Source organism: Brevundimonas sp. Root1423, from assembly GCF_001426805.1.
The window spans coordinates 504,985-527,629 of record NZ_LMFL01000023.1 but is presented as its reverse complement, the minus strand read 5'-3'; the positions used below and the strand labels follow the sequence as shown (position 1 = coordinate 527,629).

The following is a 22,645-nucleotide window of genomic DNA, read 5'->3' as shown; positions in this document are numbered from 1 at the left end:
CCCGGGATACCTAGCGAAGGCCAAAGCGCGTGCCCGATCCGAAGACCGCCCCCAAGGTTCTGTTCGTCACCTCCAACCGGATCGGGGACTGCGTCATCTCGTCAGGCGTGATCCGCGAGATCGGCCGCCAGCTCCCGGGCGCCCGGATCACCGTCGCCAGCGGCCGTCCCCCCGCGCCCCTGTTCCGCGCCGCGCCCGGGGTCGAAGAAGTCATCATCCTCGACAAGCGGAAGTTCGCCGGACACTGGGTCGACCTGTGGAAGCAGGCGGTCACGACCCGCTGGGATCTGGTCATCGACATCCGCGGCTCGGCGCTCAGCTATCTGATCCCGGCAAAGCGCCGCGTGGTCTACAACCGGTCGTGGGAGACCGGGGTGCGCAAGGTCGAGATGGTGTCGCGGCTGATGGGCGCCGCTGCCTCGCTGGACCCGGAAATCTTCCTCGACGATCAGGCGCGGGCCGAGGCCGCCGCCGTGATCGATCCCCAACTCGCGCCGGCGCCGGGCCCCATCATCGCTATGGCTCCGATTGCGCATCAGCCGGGCAAGAGCTGGCCCGCGGATCGCTGGGCCGGGCTGGTCGAGATGCTCAAGGCCGACGCCCGGTTCGACGGCTGGCGCTTCATGCTGGTCGGCGGGCCGGGCGATCACCCGCCGGCGGCGCCCGCCCTCGCAGCGGCGGGAGAGCGCGGCATCGACTTCGTCGGCAAGGGCGACATTCTGGCTTCGGCCGCCGCCATCGACCGTGCTGCGCTGTTCGTCGGCAACGATTCCGGCCTGATGCATGTGGCGGCCGCAGCTGGCCGACCCACGCTGGGCCTGTTCGGTCCGACCGAGTGGTGGCTGTACGGACCGTGGGGTCCCAAGACCCGAACCGCCGCCTCCAATGAGACCCGCGGCGAGTTCGCGCCGATCGAGGCGCTGACTACCGAACGTGTCTTCGACGCCGTGATCGACCTCCATACAGCCTTCATCGGCGCCTCTAAGCCCGCCAAACCTTGAAGAGAAGGGCTTTCGCGGTCATATAGGGCCGCTGGAGGGGAACGCGGCGAACCGTCGCGTACTCTGTCCTGTCAGAACTCCGCTTTTTCTTCCACGCAAGGAACCGACGCTCATTCGCCGTCCGATGAACCAGCCGCCCGTCAAGGACGGGCCCCCCATGAACCAGGATATCCGCGCGCCGCGCATCAGAACGGCGAGAAACAGGGCGTCATGCCGACGTCCGCCGCGCTGGAAGCCGCCGAAGAGGCCGGCATGGATCTGGTTCAGATCGTCTCGACGTCCGAGCCCCCGGTCTGCAAGATTCTGGACTACGGCAAATTCCGCTTCCAGGAGCAGAAGAAGAAGGCCGAGGCGCGCAAACGCCAGAAGGTCGTCGAGCTGAAAGAGATCAAGCTCCGTCCGAACATCGACACCCACGACTATGAGGTGAAGGCCAAGGCCATGCACCGCTTCTTCGACGAGGGTGACAAGGTCAAGGTGACGCTGCGCTTCCGCGGCCGCGAGATGGCCCACCCCGAACTGGGCATGAAGCTGTTGAACAAGGTCCAGGCCGACTTCGACGAGATCGCCAAGGTCGAATACGCGCCGCGTATGGAAGGCCGCCAGATGATCATGATCCTCGCGCCGAAATAGGCCCGAAGATTTCAGGATTGCAGGACGCCCCGACCGGAAACGGCCGGGGCGTTTTCGTATCCGCCGCGACAGGCTAAGGCTGGACCATGAGCCAGAGCGAGCCGTCGTACGTGAAGCCCCGGGCGCCGGCCCTGATGGTGCTGTTCCTGACCGTCTTCATCAATCTGGTCGGCTTCGGGCTGGTAGTGCCCCTGCTGCCCTTCTTCGCCCAGACCCTCGACGCCGAGGCCTGGCAGATCACCCTGATGTTCTCGGCCTATTCGCTGGGCCAGTTTTTCGCCGAGCCCTTCTGGGGCCGGTTGTCGGACCGGATCGGGCGAAAGCCGGTCCTGCTGATGACCCTGATCGCCAACGCCGTCGGCTATCTGGCGCTGGCCTTCGTGCCCAACATCTGGCTGGCCATCGCGGTGCGGTTGTTCACCGGGCTCGGGGCCGGGAACATCTCGACGGTCCAGGGCTATGTCGCCGACGTCACGCCGCCCGCGGAGCGCGCGGGCCGCATGGGCATGATCGGCGCCGCCTTCGGTCTCGGCTTCATCGTCGGACCCGGACTGGGCGGCATCCTGACCCAGCCGCGGCTGGGCCACCTCGGCTATCAGCTGCCGATCTTCGTGGCCTCGGGGCTGGCTGTTCTGGCCGCGGTCGGGGTGGTCGTATTCCTGAAAGAGAGCCGGGCGAAGGCCGATCCGGCCGCACCGCGTCCCGCATTCCTCGCGGGCCTCAAGGACGCGCAGGCCAATCCGGTCGTGTCCCGCGTACTGTTGGTGACCCTGATCTACATGGCCGGCTTCTCCGCGATGGAGAGCGTCTTCGGCCTGTGGGCCGAGAGCCGCTACGCTTGGGGCGCGCGCGAGGTGGGTCTCAGCTTCATGGTCGTGGGTATCGTCTCGGCGGTGAATCAGGGAATCCTGACCGGGCGGCTGGCGCGCCGCTTTGGGGAGACCCGCGTGCTGGCGACGGGGATGCTGCTTTTCGGCGTCTCGCTGATCGCTCAGGTGCTTGCGCCTGTCGCCTGGTTCCCGGCCCTTACGCTCGACCTCGGCACCATCACCCTGCCGATCGTTCAGGGCTGGAGCATTCCGATCATTATGGCGGTCGGCGCCTGCGGCATGTCGATGGCCATGCCGAACATCTCGGCCATGATCAGCCGCGCCACCCCGCCGGACCGGCAAGGGGCCATGCTGGGGCTGAACATGGCCTCAGGCTCAATCGCGCGGATCTTCGGGCCGATGTTCGCCGGGGCGCTGTTCTCCGGCGTCGGTCACGACTGGCCTTTCCTGGTCGGCGCCGCCCTGACGGTTCCGGCGGCGGTCATGGCCATCAACGCAGGCCGCGCGCTCCGGCGCGGACAGGCTGCTGAAGCGGCCGTTCCTGAGGCCGTCCGCTAGACTCCGCTTGCGTTTGAGCGCCGGACAGCCTAGAAGCCGCGCCTTCGCGTACCGAACTGCCGGGCGAACAGGCATGCCTGGGCAGTTCTCATCAGGGTTTCAGATCTGAGGGCTCAAAAGGTCCGACGGGAAAGTAACCCACTCAAAAAGAGAGTGAAAATGCCGAAACTTAAGACGAAGTCGGGCGCCAAGAAGCGCTTCAAATTCACGGCCACTGGCAAGGTGAAAGCCGGCGTTGCGGGCAAGCGTCACCGCTTGATCAGCCACAACAGCAAATACATCCGCCAGAACCGCGGCACCTCGGTCATGGCCGACGCCGACGCCAAGAAGATCAAATCCTACATGCCGTACGCCTGATCGGCGCGCGCTGTTCGAACTGATCTCCACACTGAATTTGAAAGGATAGCGACATGGCTCGCGTCAAACGGGGCGTAACGTCCCACGCCAAGCACAAGAAGGTTCTCAAGCAGGCCAAGGGTTTCTACGGCCGCCGCAAGAACACCATCCGCACGGCCAAGGCCGCCGTCGATCGCGCCGGGCAATACGCCTACCGCGACCGCCGCAACAAGAAGCGTTCGTTCCGCGCCCTGTGGATCCAGCGCATCAACGCCGCCGCCCGTCTGGAAGGCTTCACCTATTCGCAGTTCATCCACGGCCTCGGCGAAGCCGGCATCGAACTGGACCGCAAGGTCCTGGCCTCGATGGCCGCCGACGAGGGCGCCTTTAAAGCCATCGCCGACAAGGTCCGCGACGCGCTGAAGGCCGCCTAAGCTTTTCCGGCCACGGAAACGCAAAAGCCCTCCGGTTCGCGCCGGGGGGCTTTTTGCTTTGCGCTCCAACCGCTAGACGAAGCCGACATGACCGACCTCGCCAGACTCGAACTCGACCTCATCAACGCCATCGGCTCGGCGGAGACCGCCGCGGCGGTCGAGGATCTGCGCGTGGCGGCGCTGGGCAAGTCCGGCTCCATTTCCGGCCTGCTGAAGGGCATGGGCGCCCTCAGCCCGGATGAACGGCGTGAGCAGGGGCCCATCATCAATGGCCTGCGCGACCGGGTGTCGTCGGCCCTGGCCGCCCGCAAGGCCGAACTGGAAGCCGCCGAACTGGAGATTCGCCTGCAGGCCGAGCGCATCGATCTGACCCTGCCGGCCCGCCCGCGCCGCAAGGGCTCGGTGCATCCGACCATGCAGGTGATGGATGAGATGATCGCCCTGTTCGCCGACATGGGTTTCGCCGTCGCCGAAGGTCCGGACATCGAGGACGACTTCCACAATTTCACGGCCCTGAACTTCCCGCCCAAACATCCGGCGCGGGAAATGCACGACACCTTCTTCCTCAAGCCCCATCCCGAGACCGGCGAGCGCAAGGTTCTGCGCACCCACACCAGCCCGGTGCAGGTGCGGACGATGATGACGCAGAAGCCGCCGATCCGGATCATCGCGCCGGGCCGGACCTTCCGTAAGGACTCCGACGCCACCCACACGCCGATGTTCCATCAGGTCGAGGGGCTGGTCATCGACCGCGACATACACATGGGCCACCTGAAGTGGACGCTGGAAACCTTCGTCGCCCGCTTCTTCGAGGTGGACGGCGTCGACGCCCGCTTCCGCCCGCACCATTTCCCGTTCACCGAGCCGTCGGCCGAGATGGACATCCGCTGCGACCCCGCTTCTTCGAGGTGGACGGCGTCGACGCCCGCTTCCGCCCGCACCATTTCCCGTTCACCGAGCCGTCGGCCGAGATGGACATCCGCTGCGACCGCTCGGGCGGCGAGCTGAAGCTGAATACCGGCGACAGCTGGATGGAGATCCTCGGCTGCGGGATGGTTCACCCGAACGTGCTGCGCAACTGCGGCATCGACCCCGACGAATACCAGGGCTTCGCCTTCGGCATGGGCGTGGATCGCCTGGCCATGCTGAAATACGGCATCCCCGACCTTCGCCCCATGTTCGAGGCCGATACGCGCTGGCTGGCGCACTACGGCTTCTCCGCCTTCGCCGCGCCCAATCCGGCCTCCGGCCTCAGCTGATAGAGAACCCTGTCATGACCGACGTAATGTCCGAGGCCTTCGGCCGGGAAATCGCCGCCCGCGACACGTTCGAGAAGGAGGGCGTGTGGCTGCCCCTGCTGGCCATGCATCTGCTGAACGCGGGTGAGCCCGTGGTGCGCGGCAAGACTTTCACCGACTGCGTCATCCAGGGGCCGGCGTTGGTGGCGGTATTGAAGGGCACGACCTTCGACGGTTGCACGATGGGCGCGGCCAGCGATCCCCGATCCATGTTGTTCGCGCCCCAGGGCCCGCATCTTGTCGGAGCTATCGGGCTGGAGGATTGCCGTTTCGTGCGCTGCCGCTTCGTGGAAGTCGCCTACACCGGATCGCCGAAGTTTCTGCAAGACATGGGCAAGAGCCTGAAGGGGCTCGCCGGCTGATGGCCTATGTTCCCATCGACCGTCCGGCGCGCCTCGCGCCCGATCTGACCGTGACGCATTTCGAGGATGCGGACATCAATCTGCTGGACCTCTACGTCGCCGTGGTGGGCGGCATCCAGCCCGGGCTCATCCAGGGCCGGACGTTCCGCAACTGCCGCCTTCAGGGGCCCGCGACCCTGCTGATCTCCACCGGCGTGACCTTCAGGGACACCAATTTCGGCGACAGCGCCGGCGACATGCGGAACCTGCTTCTCAAGCCCATGGGCCAACGCGCCCTCGGCACGATTCCGATGCGGGACTGCCAGTTCGACAACTGCGCCTTCATCTACGTCAGCTTCACGGGACCGGAGTCCATTCTGAACGAGCTGGCCTCCATACCGGTCGCCGGGAGCGCGACGTGAAATTCACCCTCTCCTGGCTGAAGGAACACCTCGACACGGACGCCGACATCGCGGCCGTGGCCGACGCCATGACCATGGCGGGGCTGGAGGTGGAGGAGGTCCACGATCCGATCGCGGCGCTCGCCCCCTTCACGGTGGCCCGGATCGTCTCGGCCGAACGCCATCCCAACGCCGATCGCCTGCAGGTCTGTCAGGTCGAGACCGTCGACGGGATGAAGGAGATCGTCTGCGGCGCGCCGAACGCCCGCGCGGGTCTGACCACCATCTATGCGCCCATCGGCGCCTTCGTGCCCGGACTGGGCGTGACCCTGGTCGAGAAGCCGGTGCGCGGCGTGGTCTCGAACGGCATGTTGTGTTCCGCGTCCGAGCTGGAACTGGCCGACGAGAGCGACGGCATTCTGGAACTGGCGGACGACCTGACGGTCGGGACCCCGGCGGCCGGGGTGTTCGGGGCCGAGCCTGTCATCGATTTCGAGGTCACCCCGAACCGGCCTGACTGGCTGGGCGTGGCCGGCATCGCCCGCGATCTCGCGGCGGCCAGCCTGGGCCAGTTGAAGACGCCGTCGGTGGTTCCGGTGGCCGGAAGCTATCCCTCGCCTATCACCGTGCGCATCGAGGCGCCCGAGCTGTGCCCGACCTTCTCCGGGCGGATGATCCGCGGCGTGAAGAACGGTCCCTCGCCTGACTGGCTGCAGCAGCGGCTGACGGCCATCGGCCTGCGTTCGATCAACCGGCTGGTCGATGTCACCAACCTGATCGCCTACGACCGCTGCCGGCCTCTGCACGTCTATGACGCCGCCAAACTGGTCGGCGGCGAGATCGTGGTGCGTGGCGGACAGGTCGCGAAAGACAGCGGCGAGCACGAGCACCTGATCGCCCTGGACGGCAAAACCTACACGATCGACCCGGCGATGTGCGTCATCGCCGACGCCGCCGGCGAACGCCCCATCGGCCTCGGCGGCATTATGGGCGGCGAGTCGACCGGGTGTTCGGACGACACCGTCGACGTCTTCCTCGAAAGCGCCTGGTTCGACCCCATCGTCACGGCCCAGACCGGCCGCGTCCTGACGATCAGCTCCGACGCCCAGTACCGGTTCGCGCGCGGCGTCGACCCGGCCTTCATGGTTCCGGGCCTTGAGCTGGCCACCCGCCTGATCATGGACCTGTGCGGCGGGGAGCCGTCCGAGGTCGTGGTAGCCGGGCAGGCCTTGGCCAATCCCGCGCCCTTCGCCTTCGATCCGGCCCGTGTCGGCCAGCTGACCGGCCTGTCGCTCGAGGACGACCGGATCGCCGAAATCCTGACACGACTGGGCTTCGAGATTGCGCGTGGCGCCTCCTGGACCGTGACGCCGCCGTCGTGGCGTCGCGATGTCGAGGGCCCCGCCGATCTGGTGGAAGAGGTCGCGCGCATCCAGGGCTTCGACGACCTGCCCTCGACCCCGCTGCCCGATCAGGGCGCGCCCTCGCGCGGGGTCCTGAACCCGCGTCAGGCCCGCGTCCGCCGCGCGCGCCGCGCCCTGGCCGCCATGGGCTATGCCGAGGCCGTCACCTGGTCCTTCACCAAACAGTCGACCGCGGCCTTGTTCGGCGGCGGCGATGACCGGCTGCTGGTGGAGAACCCCATCGCGGCCGATCTGGACTGCATGCGGCCCTCGGTTCTGCCCAACCTGATCCAGGCCGCCGCCCGCAACGCCGCGCGCGGCCATGCCGACGCCGCCCTGTTCGAGATCGGCCCCATCTATCTGGACGACAGCCCGACCGGTCAGCGCACCGTCATCGCCGGGTTGGTCGCGCCCCGGTCCGCGCGTCACTGGGGCGGCGGGGCCGACGACGCCCTGTTCGGCCTCAAGGGCGACCTGTTGGCGCTGCTGGAAGAGCTCGGCGCGCCCGTGGGCTCCCTGCAACTGACGCAGGGTCAGAACCGCGACTGGTGGCATCCCGGCCGCTCGGCGCGCCTGCAACTGGGTCCGAAGACCGTCATGGTCGAGTTCGGCGCCCTGCATCCGCGCGTGCTCAAGGCGCTGAACGCCGACGGACCGATGCTGGCCTTCGAGGTCGTGCTGGACGCGGTCCCCGAACCGCGCGGCGCGAAGTCTAAGGCGCGCGGCCCCGCCAACCTCGCCAATCTGATGCCCCTGACCCGCGACTTCGCCTTCGTTGTCGAGGACGCCAAAGCGGTCGGCGACCTGACCCGCGCGGTGGCCGGGGCCGACAAGGCCCTGATAGCCGATATCCGGGTGTTCGACGTCTACCGCGGCGCCGGCGTGCCCGAGGGCATGAAGTCGGTGGCGCTGGAAGTCGTCATCCAGCCGGTCGAAGCGACCCTGACAGAAGCCGAAATCGAGGCCCTTTCGGCGCGCATCGTCGCGGCGGCGGGCAAGTTGGGCGCAACGCTGCGGACATAGGTCGGCGGGGTCGGCAATCTCTCGTTAACCTTGCCGCCGCAAGGCTGACGCAAAAGGCGGCGACGGTCCCGTTGTCCCGCCCGCGTTGAGAGATTCGCCATGCACCGCCGCCAACTGATCCTGTCCGGTCTCGCCGCCACTGCGGGGGCCGCGGGCCTGTCCGCCTGCGCCACCAACGGCCAGGCGACCGATCCCAACTATCCCATCGCCTCCGATCAGCAGGCCCAGGCCTATACGGCGGACGAACTGGTCGCGGCGGGATCGCGGGAACTGGGTATCGCCGCCGAGGCCATCGGCGGCGCCATCGAGCGCATCTTCGCCGAACAGGGCGACCGCCCGACAGCCTATATCGCAGGCGAAGAGGGTGCGGGCGCGGCCGGCGTCGGCCTGCGCTACGGCCGCGGCGCCCTGCACATGAAGGATCTGTCAGCCTCGCAGGAGGTGTTCTGGCAGGGTATCTCGATTGGCTGGGATGTCGGCGGCAACGCCAGCCGGGTGTTCACCCTCGTCTACGGCCTGTTCCACCCCGACATGATCTATCGCCGCTACCCCGGCGTGGAGGGTTCGGCCTATCTGGTCGGCGGTCTGGGCGTGAACTATCAGCGCGCCGACGGCATCGTCCTGGCTCCGATCCGCACCGGGGTCGGCCTGCGCCTCGGCGCCAACGTCGGCACCATGGCCTACAGCCGCCAGCGGAACCTGCTGCCTTTCTAGAGGTCGCTCAGCGCTCGCCTTCGATCAGGGCGTCCAGCCCTTCGCGCCATGTCGCATAGCGCGGCCGCCAGCCCAGTTCGGCCTTGGCGCGGGCGTTCGAGAGCCGTTTGCTGTCCAGATAGAAGCGGCGCATCGAGTCACTGACCGACGGATCGTGCCAGTCGACCTCGGGCGGGACGGGCAGGCCCAGACGCCGGGCGGCGCCCTCGATCACCACGTCCGCAGGCGCGGGCTCGTCGTCGCACAGGATATAGGCCGCGCCGGGCCGGGGCCGCGCCATGGAGGCGAACAGGCCCGAGACCGCGTCCTCGACATGGATGCGGTTGAACACCTGTCCCGGCTTTCTCACCAGCCGGGCCGTGCCGTCGCGCAGCCGGTCCAGCGGCGAACGACCGGGGCCGTAGAGGGCGGGCAGACGGAACACCTGCACCGTCAGTCCCATGCCCTGTCCCGCGTCCAGCCAGTCGCGTTCGGCGCGGACCCGCCGGGCGCCTTCCAGACTGGCGGCGTTCAGTTCGCTGTCTTCCAGCGCCCAGCCTCCGGCGCGGTCGCCGTAGACCGCCGTGGATGAGACGTAACCGATCCAGTCGGGCCATGACCCGGACGCCGTGATCGCGGGCAACAGGGCCTTCAGCCCCGGGCAGCCGTTGGCCTCGGGCGGGGCGGTGACGAGAATGGCGGAGGCGTCGGCGACCGCCGCCGCCAGCGCCGCCGGATCCGCCGGATCGACGGCGGTGAATCCATCGGTCGTCAGGGCTTCGCGGGTTTCGGCGTCGCGGCTGGTCAGGGCCGCCCGGCCCCCGCGACCCAGCATCTCCCGCGCCGCGGCCTGCCCCAGCCAGCCGCCGCCGAAGACCAGCAGGGATGAAGGGGTTTCAGACATCAAGCAGTCAGGCCGACCGCGCGTGCACGGGCGCCTTGGGCGGGACGGTGACAGTGGGTTCGCTCTGCACCGCCTTCGCGCGCTTGCTGTTCCAGCTGGACACGCAGGGCACCTTGGTCAGGTCAGCCCTGTCGGCATAGCGGCGGGCGATCTCGGTCACGTCCTGCATCAGACCCTCGGCCAGGGTGATCGGCTTGAGACCCAGTTCGCGGAACTGGTCGTTGGCGACGACGAGTTCGTTCTCGTCGGCTTCCAGGCGGGGATTGGGGACGTTGTGGATCTCGGCGCCGGTCATGTCGGCGATCATGGCGGCCAGGTCGCGCACCCGGCGGCTCTCGGTCATCTGGTTCAGGATCTTGACCCGCTCGCCGGACTTGGGCGGATTGGCCAGCGCCAGTTCGACGCAGCGCACTGTGTCCTGGATGTGGATGAAGGCCCGCGTCTGCCCGCCGGTGCCGTGCACGGTCAGGGGGTAGCCCACCGCCGCCTGCATGAGGAACCGGTTCAGGACCGTGCCGTAGTCCCCGTCATAGTCGAACCGGTTGATCAGCCGCTCGTCCAGACGCGTCTCCTCGGTCTGGGCGCCCCAGACGATGCCCTGGTGGAGGTCGGTGATCCGAACGCCGTCGTTCTTGGCGTAGAACTGGAACAGCAGGGCGTCCTGCGTCTTGGTCATGTGGTAGATCGAGCCGGGGTTCGGCGGGAACAGGATCTCCTGCTCGGCCGGGCCGAAATCGGTGTCGACCGTGACCTTCAGATAGCCCTCGGGGATGCGCAGGCCGGCGGTGGTGTAGCCGTACACCCCCATGGTGCCGAGGTGGGCCAGATGCACGTCCAGCCCGCTCTCGACGATGGCCGCCAACAGGTGGTTGGTGGCGTTCAGATTGTTGTCGACGGTGTAGAGCTTGTGCCGGGCCGACTTCATCGAATAGGGCGCGGCGCGCTGTTCGGCGAAGTGGACGACGCTGTCGGGCTTCCATTCCTTGATCAGCGCGACCAGCCGGTCGAACTCCTTGCCGACCGTCATGTTGACGAACTCGATGGTCTTGCCGCTGACATCCGTCCAGGCGGCGATCCGCTCGCCCATCGTCCGGATGGGGGTCAGGGACTGGACCTCCAGCTCATTGTCGATGTTGCGCCGGCTCAGGTTGTCGACGACGCAGACATCCCAGCCCCGCGCCGACAGGTGCAAGGCTGTCGGCCAGCCGCAGAAACCGTCGCCGCCCAGAACCAGTACGCGCATCATGCATCCCTTGTAATTATGACACCTGCCTAGCGGATGGCGGGGCGGGGTCAAAGCTTGACCGTCTAACGCGCGAGCGGCGTCGGCGGGTTCAGCCTCGTTTCCGCGCGCGCCATTCCTCGCGGCTCTGGCCCCACCGGTCGATGGTCAGCTCATGGAAGGGCGGCGGCAACCGGGTCGGACCCTGATTGCGCGAGCCGATGCGCTCGGCCAGCCGTTGCGAGGGGATGTTCTCCGGGTCGATGCAGTGGATGACCTCGGTCCAGCCCAGGACGTCGAAGGCGTAGTCGATCGCCGCCGTCGCCGCCTCTACGCCATAGCCCTTGCCCTGGGCGTCCGGGTGCAAGCCCCAGCCGACCTCCGTTCCCGGCCACCCATGAGGCTGCCAGGGGCCGATGCGGCCGACCCACCGGCCGGTCTCCCGTTCGACCAGCGAGAACATGGACACGCCCGTCAGACTCCATGCGCCCGCCATAGTCATGAAACCGCGCCAGGCCGTCGCGGCCGGCTGCGCGCCGCCGAGGAATTTCGCGGCTTCAGCGTCGCCCATCATCTCGGCCCAGCGGGGAAAATCCTCCAGCGCGATGGGCCGCAGGGTCAGGCGTTCGGTTTCAAGCACCGGTCCGGTCAAAGCAGATACTCCCGCTCGAGTTCGTAATGGCTGCCGTCGTGGGTCAGGACGCTGGAGTAAAGGCCGAACCGGTCGATCCGGATCGGTGGCGAATGCAGCAGATTATGCCCGGCGATCCAGGCGCCGATGCGGTCCGGATTGGCGTGAGGCTTGAGATAGGCCAGCGTCAGATGCGGGCGGTAGTCGCGGCGTTCAACGGGGATTTCCGCGCGTTCGGCGGCGCTGCGGGTGCGGTTGGCCAGAACCGACAGGCGTTCATTGGACTCGACTCCGGCCCACAGGGTCTGGGTCCGGTGACCGTCGCCAAAGGCGCCGACGCCCTGCAGTGCAATCTCGAACGGCCCGCCAGCTGCGGCCCGCTCCAGCTCTGTGGCGAGGTCATCGGCCCTGTGCCCGTCCAGTTCGCCATAGAAGGTCAGGGTGATGTGCAACTGTTCAGCCGTGCGCCACTTCGCGCCGGGCAGGCCGGTCTGGCGGCGCGCCAGCGTCTCGGCCACGTCGTCGGGAACGGACAGGGCGGTGAAGAGCCGGATCATGCGACCCTTGGTAGCGGGTGGGAACGGCCGACCCAAGTCCGGTTTTCCTTGCGGAAGGGGCGGAGCGGCCCGATATTTGTGCATCGGCCGGGATCGCCCGGTCAAATGGAGGACCGAACTCGCCATGAGCGATTTCAGAAACGGCTATACGGCGCCCGCGACAGCCGACATGTCGGTGGACGCCGGCCTGCGCAGCTTCATGCTGGGCGTTTACAACAAGGTGGCCCTGGGCCTGCTGGTGTCGGCCGTGCTGGCGTACATCACCGGTTCCTACCCGCCGGTTCGCGATCTAATGTACGCGACGGCGGTATTCCCTGACGGCGTGACCCGCCTGACGGGTCTGACCATGCTGGGGATGATCGTGGCCTTCTCGCCGCTGGTGATCCTGCTCGGCTCCAACTTCGTGATGAAGAACCCGACTTCGGGCGGCGCCAGCGCGCTGTACTGGTTGATCGTGGCGCTGATCGGCGCCTCGATGGGTACGGTGGTGCTGATGTACACCGGTGCCTCGGTGGTCCAGACCTTCCTGATCACGGCCGCCGCCTTCGGCGCGCTGAGCCTGTTCGGCTACACGACCAAGAAGGACCTGACCGGCTTCGGCAGCTTCCTGATCATGGGCGTGATCGGCCTGATCATCGCCTCGGTCGTGAACATCTTCCTGCAGAACTCGATGATGCAGCTGATCATCAGCGTCGCCGGCGTACTGATCTTCGCGGGCCTGACCGCCTACGACACCCAGCGGCTGAAGATGACCTACTACGCCTTGGGCGGTAACCAGAACGCGATGGGCGTGGCCACGAGCTACGGTGCGCTGAGCCTGTACATCAACTTTATCAACATGTTCCAGTTCCTGCTGGCGATCTTCGGCGGACGTCGCTGAGGCCTCGCTGACAAGCGGACACGGAAGGGCCCCGGCGGAAACGCCGGGGCCTTTTTCAATCCACGATCGTGAATTTCCGGCTGTCGAAGACCCGCAGCACATGGGCCAGTTCGCGGCCCCGGCGCAGCACATGCCCGCCCTCGCCGATCACGGCCCACTGGCCCTGTTTCAAGCGCAGGGCGGGGCGTTTCTCGATCCGGTAGAGGGGCGCGTCGCCCGAGCGGCGGAAGACGGCGAATTCGGCCACGTCGCGGTGCCCGACCATGGCGTAGTCGCGCCATTCGGCGGCGGCGACCATGCGGCCGTAGACCCTGAGAATCAGATCCAGTTCCTTGCGGTCGAAGAAGACCGGCCCGGGCTGTGACTGCAAATCCGCCGCGTCGCTCATCAGCATCAGGTTACGCCGACGATCGCGAAACGCCAGACTCCCGTTGAGGCCTCTTCGGCGAACACTGTGTCGGCAAGAACAGCATCAGGCGGAAATCGTCCGGAACACGAAATCGCCTCGCTTCCGCCCATCGCCCGCCCCCTTGCGAGGTGAAGTCTGGGACATCGGCTCGTTGGAGTTCGGAGCAGTTCCGGATCCTGAACAGCCCCCCCAGCCCCTCCTGGATTTCTCCATCAAGGGCTCCGGCGGGCCGATGCTTCCTCCAAAGCGAGACGCCCGCTCCGCCACCCTCCCCCCTCCGGCAGAGCGGGCGTTTTGCTGTCTGGCGTCCGGCTGATCAGGGCAGGCGGATTTCGACCGTTTCCTCGCCGCGCGTGACGGACAGCGTCCGTTCGCCGCTTCCGTCCATCGCCACTGCGAGAGCGGCCAGGTCTGCAACGGCCTGACCGTCCACCGAGCGAATCACGTCGCCCGCCTGCAGATCGGCCGCGGCCGCGGCGGACCCGCCTTCCACGGAAAACACCTGCAGCCCGTCGCTCGCCAGACGAACCGCGGCGCCGCGGGCGATCACGGCGTCGGCGCCGGAGATGACCGGGCGGTCGCTCGGGGCCTCGACGGTGATGGTCGTGCGGCCTTCGCGGCCATCGCGCAGGTAGACGACCTCGACCTGGGTTCCGGGCGCGGCCATGCCGACCGTCGCGCCAACCGTGCCGGCGTTCGACACGGGCCGGTTCTGGATGCGGGTGATGACGTCGCCCCGACGCAGGCCGCCCCGCTCGGCCGACGAGCCTGGCTTGATGTCCTCGACCACGGCCCCGCGCACGATGCCCAGGCCGAATTCCCGCGACCGCTCGGCGTTCAGGGAGCCGAGGATGACGCCCGTGGTCCCCCGCTTGACCTCGCCGGTCTCGCGCAGCTGGGCCACGACATACATCAGGATGCGGCTGGGCACGGCGAAGGCGATGCCGTCGTTGCCGCCGCCGCCGCCCGACAGGATGGAGGTGTTGATGCCAATTAGCCGGCCCCGGCTGTCCAGCAGAGGCCCGCCCGAGTTGCCCGAGTTCACGGCCGCGTCGGTCTGGATATAGTCCTCGATCCGGTCGCCCATGCCTGAACGGCCGAGGCCCGAGATCACGCCCATGGTCAGGGTCTGGTCCAGACCCAAGGGATAGCCGACCGCGAAGGCGAGGTCGCCGGTGCGCAGGGAATCGGAATTGACCACATCGATCTGCGACAGGCCGGTAGCCTCGATCTTCAGCACGGCCAGATCGGTGGCCTTGTCGGTGCCGATCAGGGTGGCGTCGAAGATGCGGCCGTCGGTCATGTCGACGGTGAACTTCCGCCCGCCCTCGACCACGTGGTTGTTGGTGACGACGATGCCTTCGCGGGCGTCGATGATGGCGCCTGAGCCGCTGGACACGGGGCGGGGTTCATTCTCGCCGGAGCTGGGGCCCTCGGACTGGCCGAGCGTCGTCACCTGCACCACGGCGGGCAGGGCGCGCTCGAGGCCGGTGGCGAATGAGAAGACCCCGCGCTGGGCGTCAAAGGGCACGGGCGACTGCTGGGCCGCAGCGGGCGTCGCCGCCAGCAGCGGAACCGCGGCGGCGAGCGCCAGCATGGACAGTCCGCCGGCCCGAAGATTGAAACGCCGCATCGCTGAATTTCCCGTCATGGCCCGACCCTAGCGCGGGACACGACGGGTTGTCGAAGCGAAACCTAGAAGGCGCTTTCGCCCGTGATGGCTCGGCCCAGGATCAGGGCGTGAACGTCGTGGGCGCCCTCGTAGGTGTTGACCGTCTCGAGGTTCATGGCGTGGCGCATGACGTGCATTTCGCCGGTGATGCCGGCGCCGCCGTGCATGTCGCGGGCCTCGCGGGCGATGGCCAGGGCCTTGCCGCAGTTGTTGCGCTTCATCATCGAGATGGCCTCGNCCTGCAGCGCCGACAGCGCCAGCCGGGTTTCCTCCACCAAGGTTCATGGCGTGGCGCATGACGTGCATTTCGCCGGTGATGCCGGCGCCGCCGTGCATGTCGCGGGCCTCGCGGGCGATGGCCAGGGCCTTGCCGCAGTTGTTGCGCTTCATCATCGAGATGGCCTCGGGGACCCAGGCCCCCTGATCCAGCAGCCGGCCCAGCGCCAGCGCGCCCTCGAAGCCGAGGAAGATCTCGGTCTGCATGTCGGCCAGCTTCTTCTGCACCAGCTGGCGCGAGGACAGCGGTCGGCCGAACAGCATGCGCTCGCCGACATAGTCGCGGGTCAGGTGGAAACAGGCCTCGGCGGCGCCCATNGTCGGCCAGCTTCTTCTGCACCAGCTGGCGCGAGGACAGCGGTCGGCCGAACAGCATGCGCTCGCCGACATAGTCGCGGGTCAGGTGGAAACAGGCCTCGGCGGCGCCCATCGCGCCCCAGGCGATGCCATAGCGGGCCTTGTTCAGGCAGGAGAAGGGACCGCGCAGGCCCTTCACGCCGGGCAGCAGGTTCTCTTCCGGCACAAAGACGTCGTTCAGGCCGATGTCGCCGGTGATGGAGGCGCGCAGGGACAGCTTGTCGCCGATCTTGTCGGTGGTGAAGCCGTCCATGCCGCGTTCGACGATGAAGCCGCGGATGACGTCATCCAGCTTGGCCCAGACGATGGCGAGGTCGCTGATCGGGCTGTTGGTGATCCAGTATTTGGCGCCGTTGAGCCTGTAGCCCCCGTCCACGGCGACGGCCTTTGTCTTCATCGAGGCGGGGTCGGAGCCGCCGTCGGCCTCGGTCAGGCCGAAGCAGCCGACCAGCTCGCCGGCCGCCATGCGGGGCAGGAAGCGCATCTTCTGCTCTTCCGAGCCGAAGGCGTAGATCGGGTACATGGCCAGCGAGGACTGGACCGACATGGCCGAGCGATAGCCGCTGTCGACGGCCTCGATCTCGCGCGCGATCAGGCCATAGGCGACGTGGCTGACCGAGGAGCCGCCGTACTGTTCCGGCAGCATGGCGCCGAGGAAGCCCATCTCGCCCAGCTCGGTCATGATGGCCCGGTCGAAGGTCTCGTCGCGGAAGGCCTCGACCACGCGGGGCAGCAGCTTCTCGCGGGCATAGGCCCGGGCCGCGTCCTGGATCATCCGCTCGTCGTCGGTCAGGCGGCCGGACAGGTCCAGCGGGTCGTCCCAGCGGAAGGTCTTGTGCGAAGCGGGGGCGCCGTCGGCCATGGGTCGTCTTTCCTGAGCGTGTCCGGGGCCTTGCGCGATCGTGAGCGGAATTGACCGCCGGCCCCCTGTTCTGACGCGCGGTTTAGGCCAGAATGGCCCGGACGGGTAGTGGGCCGGCTCGTCGCAAGCTAGACTGACGCCATGATCCGCACGCTGAACCGTCTGTTCGTCGATCACCCGCGAGAGGTGGAGGAGAGCTATCTCCACCACATGGCGGCCTCGTCGCGATTCGGCTTCCGCCTGCTGAAGCTGGCCGGCTGCGCCTTCATGCATGCGCTGGTTCCGGGCGTGCACAAGGCGACGGTGTCCCGGGCGGTCTGCTGCATGGCCGAGGAGCTGGACGGCCGGGCGAAGGAGGCGCGCGAGTGCCGCATGCGCGATGCGGGCGTCTGGGACCCGGGTCTCTGACGCAGCCTGCATGACCCACGGCCCTCTTTCCGGCGTTCGCGTCCTCGACCTGTCCCGCGTGCTGGCCGGGCCGTGGGCGACGCAGATGCTGGCCGACCTCGGGGCCGAGGTGATCAAGATCGAGCGGCCCGGCGTCGGCGACGACACCCGCCACTGGGGCCCGCCCTTCACCACCAAGGCCGACGGGTCAAAGGGCGACGCCGCCTATTTCCTGTGCGCCAACCGGGGCAAGAAGTCGGTCGAGCTGGATCTGGCGACGCCCGAGGGGGCGGCGGTCATCCGCGAACTGGCGAAGACCTGCGACGTCGTGGTCGAGAACTTCAAGACCGGCGGGCTGAAGAAGTACGGCCTCGACCATGCGGCCCTGTCGGCGGTCAATCCGAAGCTGGTCTATTGCTCGATCACCGGCTTCGGGCAGGACGGGCCCGACGCGCACCGCGCCGGCTACGACTATATGATCCAGGCCATGGGCGGGCTGATGTCGATCACGGGTCAGCCCGACGGCGCACCGGGCGCGGAGCCGATGAAGGTGGGCGTGGCGGTCGTGGACCTGTTCACCGGCCTTTACGCCTCCAACGCCATTCTGGCGGCCTTGATGCATGCGCGGGCGACGGGGCAGGGGCAGCATGTCGACATCGCCCTGTTCGACGTCCAGGCGGCCATGCTGGCCAATCAGGCGACCAACTGGTTCGTCTCGGGCAAGGCGCCGACGCGGATGGGCAATGCGCATCCGAACCTCGCGCCGTACCAGCCCTTCCCCTGCACCGACGGGATGGTGGTGATCGCCGTGGGCAATGACGGCCAGTACCGGGCGCTGTGCGGCGCGCTGGGGGTGGAGGGCATGGGGGTCGATCCGCGCTTCCTGACCAACGCCCGGAGGATCGAGCACCGCGCGGCGATGACGGCCGAGCTGTCGGCATTGACGGCGGGCCTGACCATGCACGGCCTGATGGCGGCGCTGGAGGCGGCGGGGGTGCCCTGCGGGCCGGTCAACACGATCGATCAGGTGTTCGACGAACCGCAGGCGAAGCATCGGGGGCTGGAGGTGACGCAGGCTCGGGCCGACCTGGCCGGGCCGGTGCGCACGGTGGCCTCGCCGATCCGGATGTCCGTGACGCCTGTCGCCTATGACCGGGCCCCTCCGGCGCTGGGACAGGATACGGACGAGGTGCTGGGCGGGCTCAAGACCTGAGGCCAGAGCCTGCGGGTCCGGACGGAAAAAACAGTCTCATGAGTCTCATGAGTCTCATCCGCCCCTGAAAAACACCGTCTGAAGAGGTCGTCGGCGGCTCGCGTATTCGATTGTCAAAGACCGGCCCAAGGGGCGTCGGTCAGAAGAGCATACGCATACGTCAAATCCGGACGTGACCCGCTAGGGCGGGTTCAGAAGCATCTCGGCGCCGGTCAGAATGGCGGCCGCGCCCAAGGCGAAGACGGCGAAGGCGATCAGCATGCCTTGCCAGGACGGCGCCCGAAACCGTCGCGGCAGACTGGTCCCCCAGAAGCCGCCGGTCGCAAAGGCGGCGATCGCCATCACGGCGCCGGCCGCCCGGGTTCCGTTGTCCATTGGAGCGATGTGGTCGCCTTCGTCGGTGGCGAACTCTCCGGCGCGGGCCCGGCTCAACAGGGATCGCGCCTCCTCGACGTTCGACAGGGCGCCCAGCAGGCGGATGCCCAGGGCGCGCTGCATCAGCGGATCGATGGTGGTCTGGTGGCGCTCGGTCACGAAGACCCGGATGCCCTGCGATTCCAGAAACGCCGCGGCGAGATCGGCCTCGTAGACGTCATTGAAACGGGCGATCTCGACGAGGCTCATACGGTGAAGCTAGCACGCCGCAGCCAATTGAAAACGGCGGGCGTCCCGGGACGCCCGCCGCATTCGGTTCGATCGGGCCGGTTGTTAAAGGTCCAGCAGGGCCCGCGCCGGGTCTTCCAGCAGTTCCTTGACACGGACGAGGAAGGTCACCGCCTCCTTGCCGTCGACGATGCGGTGATCGTAGCTGAGGGCCAGATACATCATCGGACGGATCAGCACCTCGCCGTTCACCGCCATGGGGCGCTGGACGATGTTGTGCATGCCGAGGATGCCCGATTGCGGCGCGTTGAGGATCGGCGTCGACATCAGCGAACCGTAGGTGCCGCCGTTGGTGATGGTGAAGGTGCCGCCCTGCAGCTGGTCCAGGGTCAGGGCGCCGTCGCGGGCCGCCTTGCCGAGCGCTGCGATGCCCTTCTCGATCCCCGCCAGAGACAGCTGGTCGGCGTCGCGAAGGACCGGAACGACGAGGCCCTTCTCGGTGCCGACGGCGACTCCGATGTCGTAGTGGTTCTTGTAGATGATGTCCGTGCCGTCGATCTCGGCGTTGACGGCCGGGATCTCGTGCAGGGCCTGGACGATGGCCTTGGTGAAGAAGGACATGAAGCCCAGCTTCACGCCGTGGCGCTTCTCGAAGACTTCCTTGTACTGCGCGCGCAGGGCCATGACGTTGGTCATGTCCACCTCGTTGAAGGTGGTCAGCTGGGCGGCAGTGTTCTGGGATTCCTTCAGGCGGCGCGCGATGGTCTGGCGCAGGCGGGTCATCTTGACCCGCTCCTCGCGCGGCTGGTCGGCGCGCGGGGCGGCAGGCGCAGCAGCGGGGCCCGCGGCCGCCGGAGCCGGAGCGGCGGCGCCGATGGCGGCGACGGCGTCGGCCTTGGTGATGTTGCCCTTGGGACCGGTTGCGGCCAGCGATTTGGGATCAAGATTGTTCTCGGTCACCACGCGCTGGACGGCGGGCGACAGGTGAGGATCGCCGGACTTCATCTGGGCCGAGCCGGCGTTGGCTGAACCGCCCGAGGCGGGGGCGGCGGCCGGCGCGGCGGCCGAGGCGGCGCCCGAGGCGGCGATGCTGCCGATCTGCTGGCCGGGGGTCACGGTCGAGCCGGCCTCGGCGACGATGGTCAGGACGCCGGCGGCTGGGGCGGAGACCTCGACGGCGACCTTGTCGGTCTCGATCTCGACCAGCATCTCGTCCTTGGCGACGGTGTCGCCCGACTTCTTCAACCAGGTTCCCATCGAGCCCTCGGCGACGCTTTCGCCCATGGTCGGGGTCATGATCGGGACGGCGCCGCCCGAGGCGGCGGCCGGGGCCGGGGCGGCGGGCGCGGATTCAGCGGCCGGAGCGGCTGCGGCCGGCGCTGCCTTTGCTTCGGCCTTGGGGGCTTCGGCGGACGGCGCGGCGGCGGCGTCCTTCTTCACGGCGTCGCCGGCCTTCTTCGTCCACTTGCCGATCGTGGCTTCGGTGACGGATTCGCCGAGGGCGGGGGTCAGGATGTCGGCCATGGTCGGTTCCAGGTCTCGTTAGTCAGTTGAAGGCGGTTCAGGCGAAGGCGTCGGTCAGGAAGGCGTCGAGTTCTTTCAGGTGCCGGCTCATCAGACCCGCGGCGGTCGAGGCGGAGGCCGGGCGGCCGACGTAGCGGGCGCGCTTGGCCTTCACGTTCAGCTTCTCGAGCGTCAGCTCCAGCCACGGATCTACGAAGGTCCAGCCGCCCATGTTCTTGGGCTCTTCCTGGCACCAGACGAGGTCGGCGTTGGAGAAGCGGGCCAGTTCGGTCATCAGCGACTTCATCGGCCACGGATAGAACTGCTCGAGGCGCATCAGATAGACGTCCTCGCCGCCCTTGCCGTCGGCCACGTTCTTCTCGCGGCGGTCCAGCAGGTCGTAATAGACCTTGCCCGAACACAGGACGACGCGGCGGATGTCCTTGTCCGCCTTGATCCTGATGCCGGAGACTTCCGGGCGCGTCTGGGCGTCGTCGTGCAGCACGCGGTGGAACGAGCTGCCCTCGGCCATGTCGGCGATCGTCGAGACCGCCTTCTTGTGACGCAGCAGGCTCTTGGGCGTCATGATGATCAACGGCTTGCGGAACGGCCGGTGCATCTGGCGACGCAGGATGTGGAAATAGTTGGCCGGCGTCGAGCAGTTGGCGACCTGGATGTTGTCCTCGGCGCACTGCTGCAGGAAGCGTTCGAGACGGGCCGAGGAGTGTTCAGGCCCCTGACCCTCATAGCCGTGCGGCAGCAGCATGGTCAGGCCGCACATGCGCAGCCATTTGCGCTCGCCCGAGGTGATGAACTGGTCGATCACGACCTGGGCGCCGTTCACGAAGTCGCCGAACTGGGCTTCCCACATGACCAGCGTATTGGGGTCGGTCAGGGCATAGCCGTATTCGAAGCCGAGGACGGCTTCCTCCGACAGGGCGGAATCGATGACCTCGAACTCGGCCTGGCCCTCGCGCAGGTGATTCAGCGGGACGTAGCGGGCCTCGGTGGTCTGGTCGACGATGCCCGAGTGACGCTGGGAGAAGGTGCCGCGCACCGAGTCCTGACCGGACAGGCGGACCGGGAAGCCCTCGTCCAGCAGCGAACCGAAGGCGAGGCTTTCGGCCGTGGCCCAGTCGATGTTCTGGCCGGTGGTGATCATCTCCCGGCGGCCGTCGATGACGCGTTTCAGCGTCTTGTGCATGTCGACGTCGTTCGGGATCTGCGTCAGGCGGTGGCCGAGATCGGCCAGTTTGGCGGCGGGCACGGAGGTGGCGCCCCGACGGTCGTCGCCCTCGGGCAGGCCGATGCCCTGCCACTGGCCGTCCAGCCAGTCGGCCTTCTTCGCCTCGAACGCCTTGCCGGCGTCGAACTCGGCGTCGAGGAAGGCCTCGAAACGGGCGACCTCGGCGTCGACGTCGGCCTGGGTGATCACGCCCTCGGTCACCAGACGCTTTGAGTAGATCTCGCGCGTGGAAGGCAGGGCGCGGATCTTCGAATACATCAGCGGCTGGGTGAACGTCGGGTCGTCGCCTTCGTTGTGGCCGAAGCGGCGGTAGCAGAACATGTCCACCACCACGTCCTTGTGGAATTTCTGGCGGAACTCGGTGGCCACCTTGGCGGCGAAGACCACGGCTTCCGGATCGTCGCCGTTGACGTGGAAGATCGGCGCCTGGACCATCAGCGCAACATCTGACGGGTAGGGCGAGCTGCGCGAGTTGCGCGGGCTGGTGGTGAAACCGATCTGGTTATTGACGACGAAATGCATCGTCCCGCCGGTGCGGTAGCCCTTCAGACCCATCAGGGCGAAGCATTCGGCGACCACACCCTGGCCGGCGAAGGCGGCGTCGCCGTGGATCAGCAGCGGCATGACCTTGGCGCGGTCCAGCGCCTGTTCGGCCGCCGCCTCGCCGTCCTCCGCCCGGGCCTCGCGGATGTCGAAGGCCTGTTTTGCGCGCGCCTTGCCCAGCACGACCGGGTTGACGATCTCGAGGTGCGACGGGTTGGCGGTCAGGGACAGGTGGACGGTGTTGCCGTCGAACTCGCGGTCCGACGATGCGCCCATGTGATATTTGACGTCGCCCGATCCTTCGATGTCCGAAGGCACGGTCGAGCCGCCCTGGAACTCGTGGAAGATGGCGCGATAGGGCTTGCCCATGACGGCGGCCAGGGTGTTCAGGCGGCCGCGGGGGGCCATGCCGAAGACGACCTCGTCGAC

The 22,645-nt window shown here is 67.6% G+C and carries 21 protein-coding genes and 4 pseudogenes; 13 read left to right on the top strand and 12 right to left on the bottom strand.

All coding sequences use genetic code 11. The features are described 5' to 3' along the window. Window positions 1-29 precede the first annotated feature (29 nt). From ASD25_RS15910 to ASD25_RS15865, 10 genes and pseudogenes are all read left to right on the top strand, one after another. Window positions 30-1,001 carry a glycosyltransferase family 9 protein gene (locus tag ASD25_RS15910; protein ID WP_056618724.1) on the top strand — a complete coding sequence of 324 codons (972 nt, stop codon included), beginning with the start codon at window positions 30-32 and terminating at the stop codon, window positions 999-1,001. 124 nt (window positions 1,002-1,125) lie between these two features. Beyond that, window positions 1,126-1,634: pseudogene (infC, locus tag ASD25_RS15905) on the top strand (translation initiation factor IF-3). A gap of 86 nt (window positions 1,635-1,720) precedes the next feature. Continuing rightward, complete coding sequence (locus ASD25_RS15900) at window positions 1,721-3,022, top strand: MFS transporter (RefSeq protein ID WP_056618718.1); 1,302 nt, start codon at window positions 1,721-1,723, stop codon at window positions 3,020-3,022. A 159-nt stretch (window positions 3,023-3,181) separates the two neighbouring features. Continuing rightward, complete coding sequence (rpmI, locus tag ASD25_RS15895; RefSeq protein WP_003166435.1) at window positions 3,182-3,379, top strand: 50S ribosomal protein L35; 198 nt, start codon at window positions 3,182-3,184, stop codon at window positions 3,377-3,379. 53 nt (window positions 3,380-3,432) lie between these two features. Beyond that, complete coding sequence (rplT, locus tag ASD25_RS15890; protein WP_056618716.1) at window positions 3,433-3,792, top strand: 50S ribosomal protein L20; 360 nt, start codon at window positions 3,433-3,435, stop codon at window positions 3,790-3,792. Window positions 3,793-3,879: 87 nt separating this feature from the next. Then, window positions 3,880-5,051: pseudogene (locus tag ASD25_RS15885) on the top strand (phenylalanine--tRNA ligase subunit alpha). Between the two features lie 26 nt (window positions 5,052-5,077). After that, window positions 5,078-5,452, top strand: a complete 375-nt coding sequence (locus ASD25_RS15880; protein WP_156389340.1) for a hypothetical protein — start codon at window positions 5,078-5,080, stop codon at window positions 5,450-5,452. Continuing rightward, window positions 5,452-5,853 carry a hypothetical protein gene (locus tag ASD25_RS15875; protein WP_056618710.1) on the top strand — a complete coding sequence of 134 codons (402 nt, stop codon included), beginning with the start codon at window positions 5,452-5,454 and terminating at the stop codon, window positions 5,851-5,853. Before ASD25_RS15880 ends, ASD25_RS15875 begins: the two co-directional genes overlap by 1 nt. Beyond that, complete coding sequence (pheT, locus tag ASD25_RS15870; protein ID WP_056618706.1) at window positions 5,850-8,258, top strand: phenylalanine--tRNA ligase subunit beta; 2,409 nt, start codon at window positions 5,850-5,852, stop codon at window positions 8,256-8,258. Before ASD25_RS15875 ends, pheT begins: the two co-directional genes overlap by 4 nt. Before the next feature lie 99 nt (window positions 8,259-8,357). Further along, window positions 8,358-8,972 carry an EipA family protein gene (locus tag ASD25_RS15865; protein WP_056618703.1) on the top strand — a complete coding sequence of 205 codons (615 nt, stop codon included), beginning with the start codon at window positions 8,358-8,360 and terminating at the stop codon, window positions 8,970-8,972. Window positions 8,973-8,979: 7 nt separating this feature from the next. On the opposite strand, the gene ASD25_RS15860 is transcribed toward ASD25_RS15865, so the two are convergent. The 4 genes from ASD25_RS15860 to thpR all read right to left on the bottom strand — a co-directional run bounded on the left by ASD25_RS15860 (window position 8,980) and on the right by thpR (window position 12,265). Beyond that, the gene (locus tag ASD25_RS15860) at window positions 8,980-9,855 is read right to left on the bottom strand and encodes an NAD-dependent epimerase/dehydratase family protein (RefSeq protein ID WP_056618700.1); all 876 of its coding nucleotides are present in this window, start codon (window positions 9,853-9,855) and stop codon (window positions 8,980-8,982) included. Window positions 9,856-9,862: 7 nt separating this feature from the next. Next, complete coding sequence (locus ASD25_RS15855) at window positions 9,863-11,098, bottom strand: NAD-dependent epimerase/dehydratase family protein (RefSeq protein WP_056619218.1); 1,236 nt, start codon at window positions 11,096-11,098, stop codon at window positions 9,863-9,865. A 91-nt stretch (window positions 11,099-11,189) separates the two neighbouring features. Further along, complete coding sequence (locus ASD25_RS15850; RefSeq protein WP_235562751.1) at window positions 11,190-11,717, bottom strand: GNAT family N-acetyltransferase; 528 nt, start codon at window positions 11,715-11,717, stop codon at window positions 11,190-11,192. Window positions 11,718-11,725: 8 nt separating this feature from the next. After that, window positions 11,726-12,265, bottom strand: a complete 540-nt coding sequence (thpR, locus tag ASD25_RS15845) for an RNA 2',3'-cyclic phosphodiesterase (RefSeq protein WP_056618693.1) — start codon at window positions 12,263-12,265, stop codon at window positions 11,726-11,728. A gap of 124 nt (window positions 12,266-12,389) precedes the next feature. Between thpR and ASD25_RS15840 the strand changes: the two genes are divergently transcribed. Continuing rightward, window positions 12,390-13,145, top strand: coding sequence for a Bax inhibitor-1/YccA family protein (locus ASD25_RS15840; RefSeq protein ID WP_056618690.1), 756 nt, complete (start codon window positions 12,390-12,392; stop codon window positions 13,143-13,145). Between the two features lie 55 nt (window positions 13,146-13,200). Here the strand turns inward: ASD25_RS15840 and ASD25_RS15835 are convergent, their stop codons facing one another. The 5 genes and pseudogenes from ASD25_RS15835 to ASD25_RS15820 all read right to left on the bottom strand — a co-directional run. Further along, window positions 13,201-13,539 carry a DUF2794 domain-containing protein gene (locus ASD25_RS15835; protein ID WP_082572457.1) on the bottom strand — a complete coding sequence of 113 codons (339 nt, stop codon included), beginning with the start codon at window positions 13,537-13,539 and terminating at the stop codon, window positions 13,201-13,203. A gap of 331 nt (window positions 13,540-13,870) precedes the next feature. Further along, window positions 13,871-15,187 carry a trypsin-like peptidase domain-containing protein gene (locus tag ASD25_RS15830; protein ID WP_056618686.1) on the bottom strand — a complete coding sequence of 439 codons (1,317 nt, stop codon included), beginning with the start codon at window positions 15,185-15,187 and terminating at the stop codon, window positions 13,871-13,873. A gap of 62 nt (window positions 15,188-15,249) precedes the next feature. Next, window positions 15,250-15,456 carry an acyl-CoA dehydrogenase family protein gene (locus ASD25_RS15825; RefSeq protein ID WP_255356167.1) on the bottom strand — a complete coding sequence of 69 codons (207 nt, stop codon included), beginning with the start codon at window positions 15,454-15,456 and terminating at the stop codon, window positions 15,250-15,252. Between the two features lie 8 nt (window positions 15,457-15,464). Beyond that, a pseudogene (locus ASD25_RS33230) lies at window positions 15,465-15,820 on the bottom strand (acyl-CoA dehydrogenase family protein); the annotation flags it as partial. Window position 15,821: 1 nt separating this feature from the next. Then, the coding region (locus ASD25_RS15820) for an acyl-CoA dehydrogenase family protein (protein WP_056619216.1) at window positions 15,822-16,721 on the bottom strand (900 nt) is incomplete at its 3' end. A 141-nt stretch (window positions 16,722-16,862) separates the two neighbouring features. Here ASD25_RS15820 and ASD25_RS15815 point away from each other — a divergent pair. Then, window positions 16,863-17,129, top strand: coding sequence for a DUF6356 family protein (locus ASD25_RS15815; protein WP_056618680.1), 267 nt, complete (start codon window positions 16,863-16,865; stop codon window positions 17,127-17,129). 10 nt (window positions 17,130-17,139) lie between these two features. Next, on the top strand, window positions 17,140-18,321 hold the full coding sequence (locus ASD25_RS15810; RefSeq protein ID WP_056618677.1) for a CaiB/BaiF CoA-transferase family protein: 1,182 nt from the start codon (window positions 17,140-17,142) through the stop codon (window positions 18,319-18,321). Window positions 18,322-18,501: 180 nt separating this feature from the next. On the opposite strand, the gene ASD25_RS15805 is transcribed toward ASD25_RS15810, so the two are convergent. The 3 genes and pseudogenes from ASD25_RS15805 to ASD25_RS15795 all read right to left on the bottom strand — a co-directional run. After that, complete coding sequence (locus ASD25_RS15805) at window positions 18,502-18,945, bottom strand: DUF2007 domain-containing protein (protein WP_056618675.1); 444 nt, start codon at window positions 18,943-18,945, stop codon at window positions 18,502-18,504. An 84-nt stretch (window positions 18,946-19,029) separates the two neighbouring features. After that, on the bottom strand, window positions 19,030-20,448 hold the full coding sequence (gene odhB, locus ASD25_RS15800; protein WP_056618673.1) for a 2-oxoglutarate dehydrogenase complex dihydrolipoyllysine-residue succinyltransferase: 1,419 nt from the start codon (window positions 20,446-20,448) through the stop codon (window positions 19,030-19,032). A 37-nt stretch (window positions 20,449-20,485) separates the two neighbouring features. After that, window positions 20,486-22,645: pseudogene (locus tag ASD25_RS15795) on the bottom strand (2-oxoglutarate dehydrogenase E1 component); the annotation flags it as partial.

Excerpts from the sequence above, each read along its gene's own strand:
- rpmI (WP_003166435.1), top strand. The coding sequence starts at position 3,182 with ATGCCGAAACTTAAGACGAAGTCGGGCGCCAAGAAGCGCTTCAAATTC.
- rplT (WP_056618716.1), top strand. The coding sequence starts at position 3,433 with ATGGCTCGCGTCAAACGGGGCGTAACGTCCCACGCCAAGCACAAGAAG.
- ASD25_RS15855 (WP_056619218.1), bottom strand. The coding sequence starts at position 11,098 with ATGCGCGTACTGGTTCTGGGCGGCGACGGTTTCTGCGGCTGGCCGACA.
- ASD25_RS15880 (WP_156389340.1), top strand. The coding sequence starts at position 5,078 with ATGTCCGAGGCCTTCGGCCGGGAAATCGCCGCCCGCGACACGTTCGAG.
- thpR (WP_056618693.1), bottom strand. The coding sequence starts at position 12,265 with ATGATCCGGCTCTTCACCGCCCTGTCCGTTCCCGACGACGTGGCCGAG.
- odhB (WP_056618673.1), bottom strand. The coding sequence starts at position 20,448 with ATGGCCGACATCCTGACCCCCGCCCTCGGCGAATCCGTCACCGAAGCC.
- ASD25_RS15835 (WP_082572457.1), bottom strand. The coding sequence starts at position 13,539 with ATGCTGATGAGCGACGCGGCGGATTTGCAGTCACAGCCCGGGCCGGTC.
- ASD25_RS15860 (WP_056618700.1), bottom strand. The coding sequence starts at position 9,855 with ATGTCTGAAACCCCTTCATCCCTGCTGGTCTTCGGCGGCGGCTGGCTG.
- ASD25_RS15875 (WP_056618710.1), top strand. The coding sequence starts at position 5,452 with ATGGCCTATGTTCCCATCGACCGTCCGGCGCGCCTCGCGCCCGATCTG.
- ASD25_RS15830 (WP_056618686.1), bottom strand. The coding sequence starts at position 15,187 with ATGCGGCGTTTCAATCTTCGGGCCGGCGGACTGTCCATGCTGGCGCTC.
- ASD25_RS15810 (WP_056618677.1), top strand. The coding sequence starts at position 17,140 with ATGACCCACGGCCCTCTTTCCGGCGTTCGCGTCCTCGACCTGTCCCGC.
- ASD25_RS15865 (WP_056618703.1), top strand. The coding sequence starts at position 8,358 with ATGCACCGCCGCCAACTGATCCTGTCCGGTCTCGCCGCCACTGCGGGG.
- ASD25_RS15815 (WP_056618680.1), top strand. The coding sequence starts at position 16,863 with ATGATCCGCACGCTGAACCGTCTGTTCGTCGATCACCCGCGAGAGGTG.
- ASD25_RS15900 (WP_056618718.1), top strand. The coding sequence starts at position 1,721 with ATGAGCCAGAGCGAGCCGTCGTACGTGAAGCCCCGGGCGCCGGCCCTG.
- ASD25_RS15840 (WP_056618690.1), top strand. The coding sequence starts at position 12,390 with ATGAGCGATTTCAGAAACGGCTATACGGCGCCCGCGACAGCCGACATG.
- ASD25_RS15805 (WP_056618675.1), bottom strand. The coding sequence starts at position 18,945 with ATGAGCCTCGTCGAGATCGCCCGTTTCAATGACGTCTACGAGGCCGAT.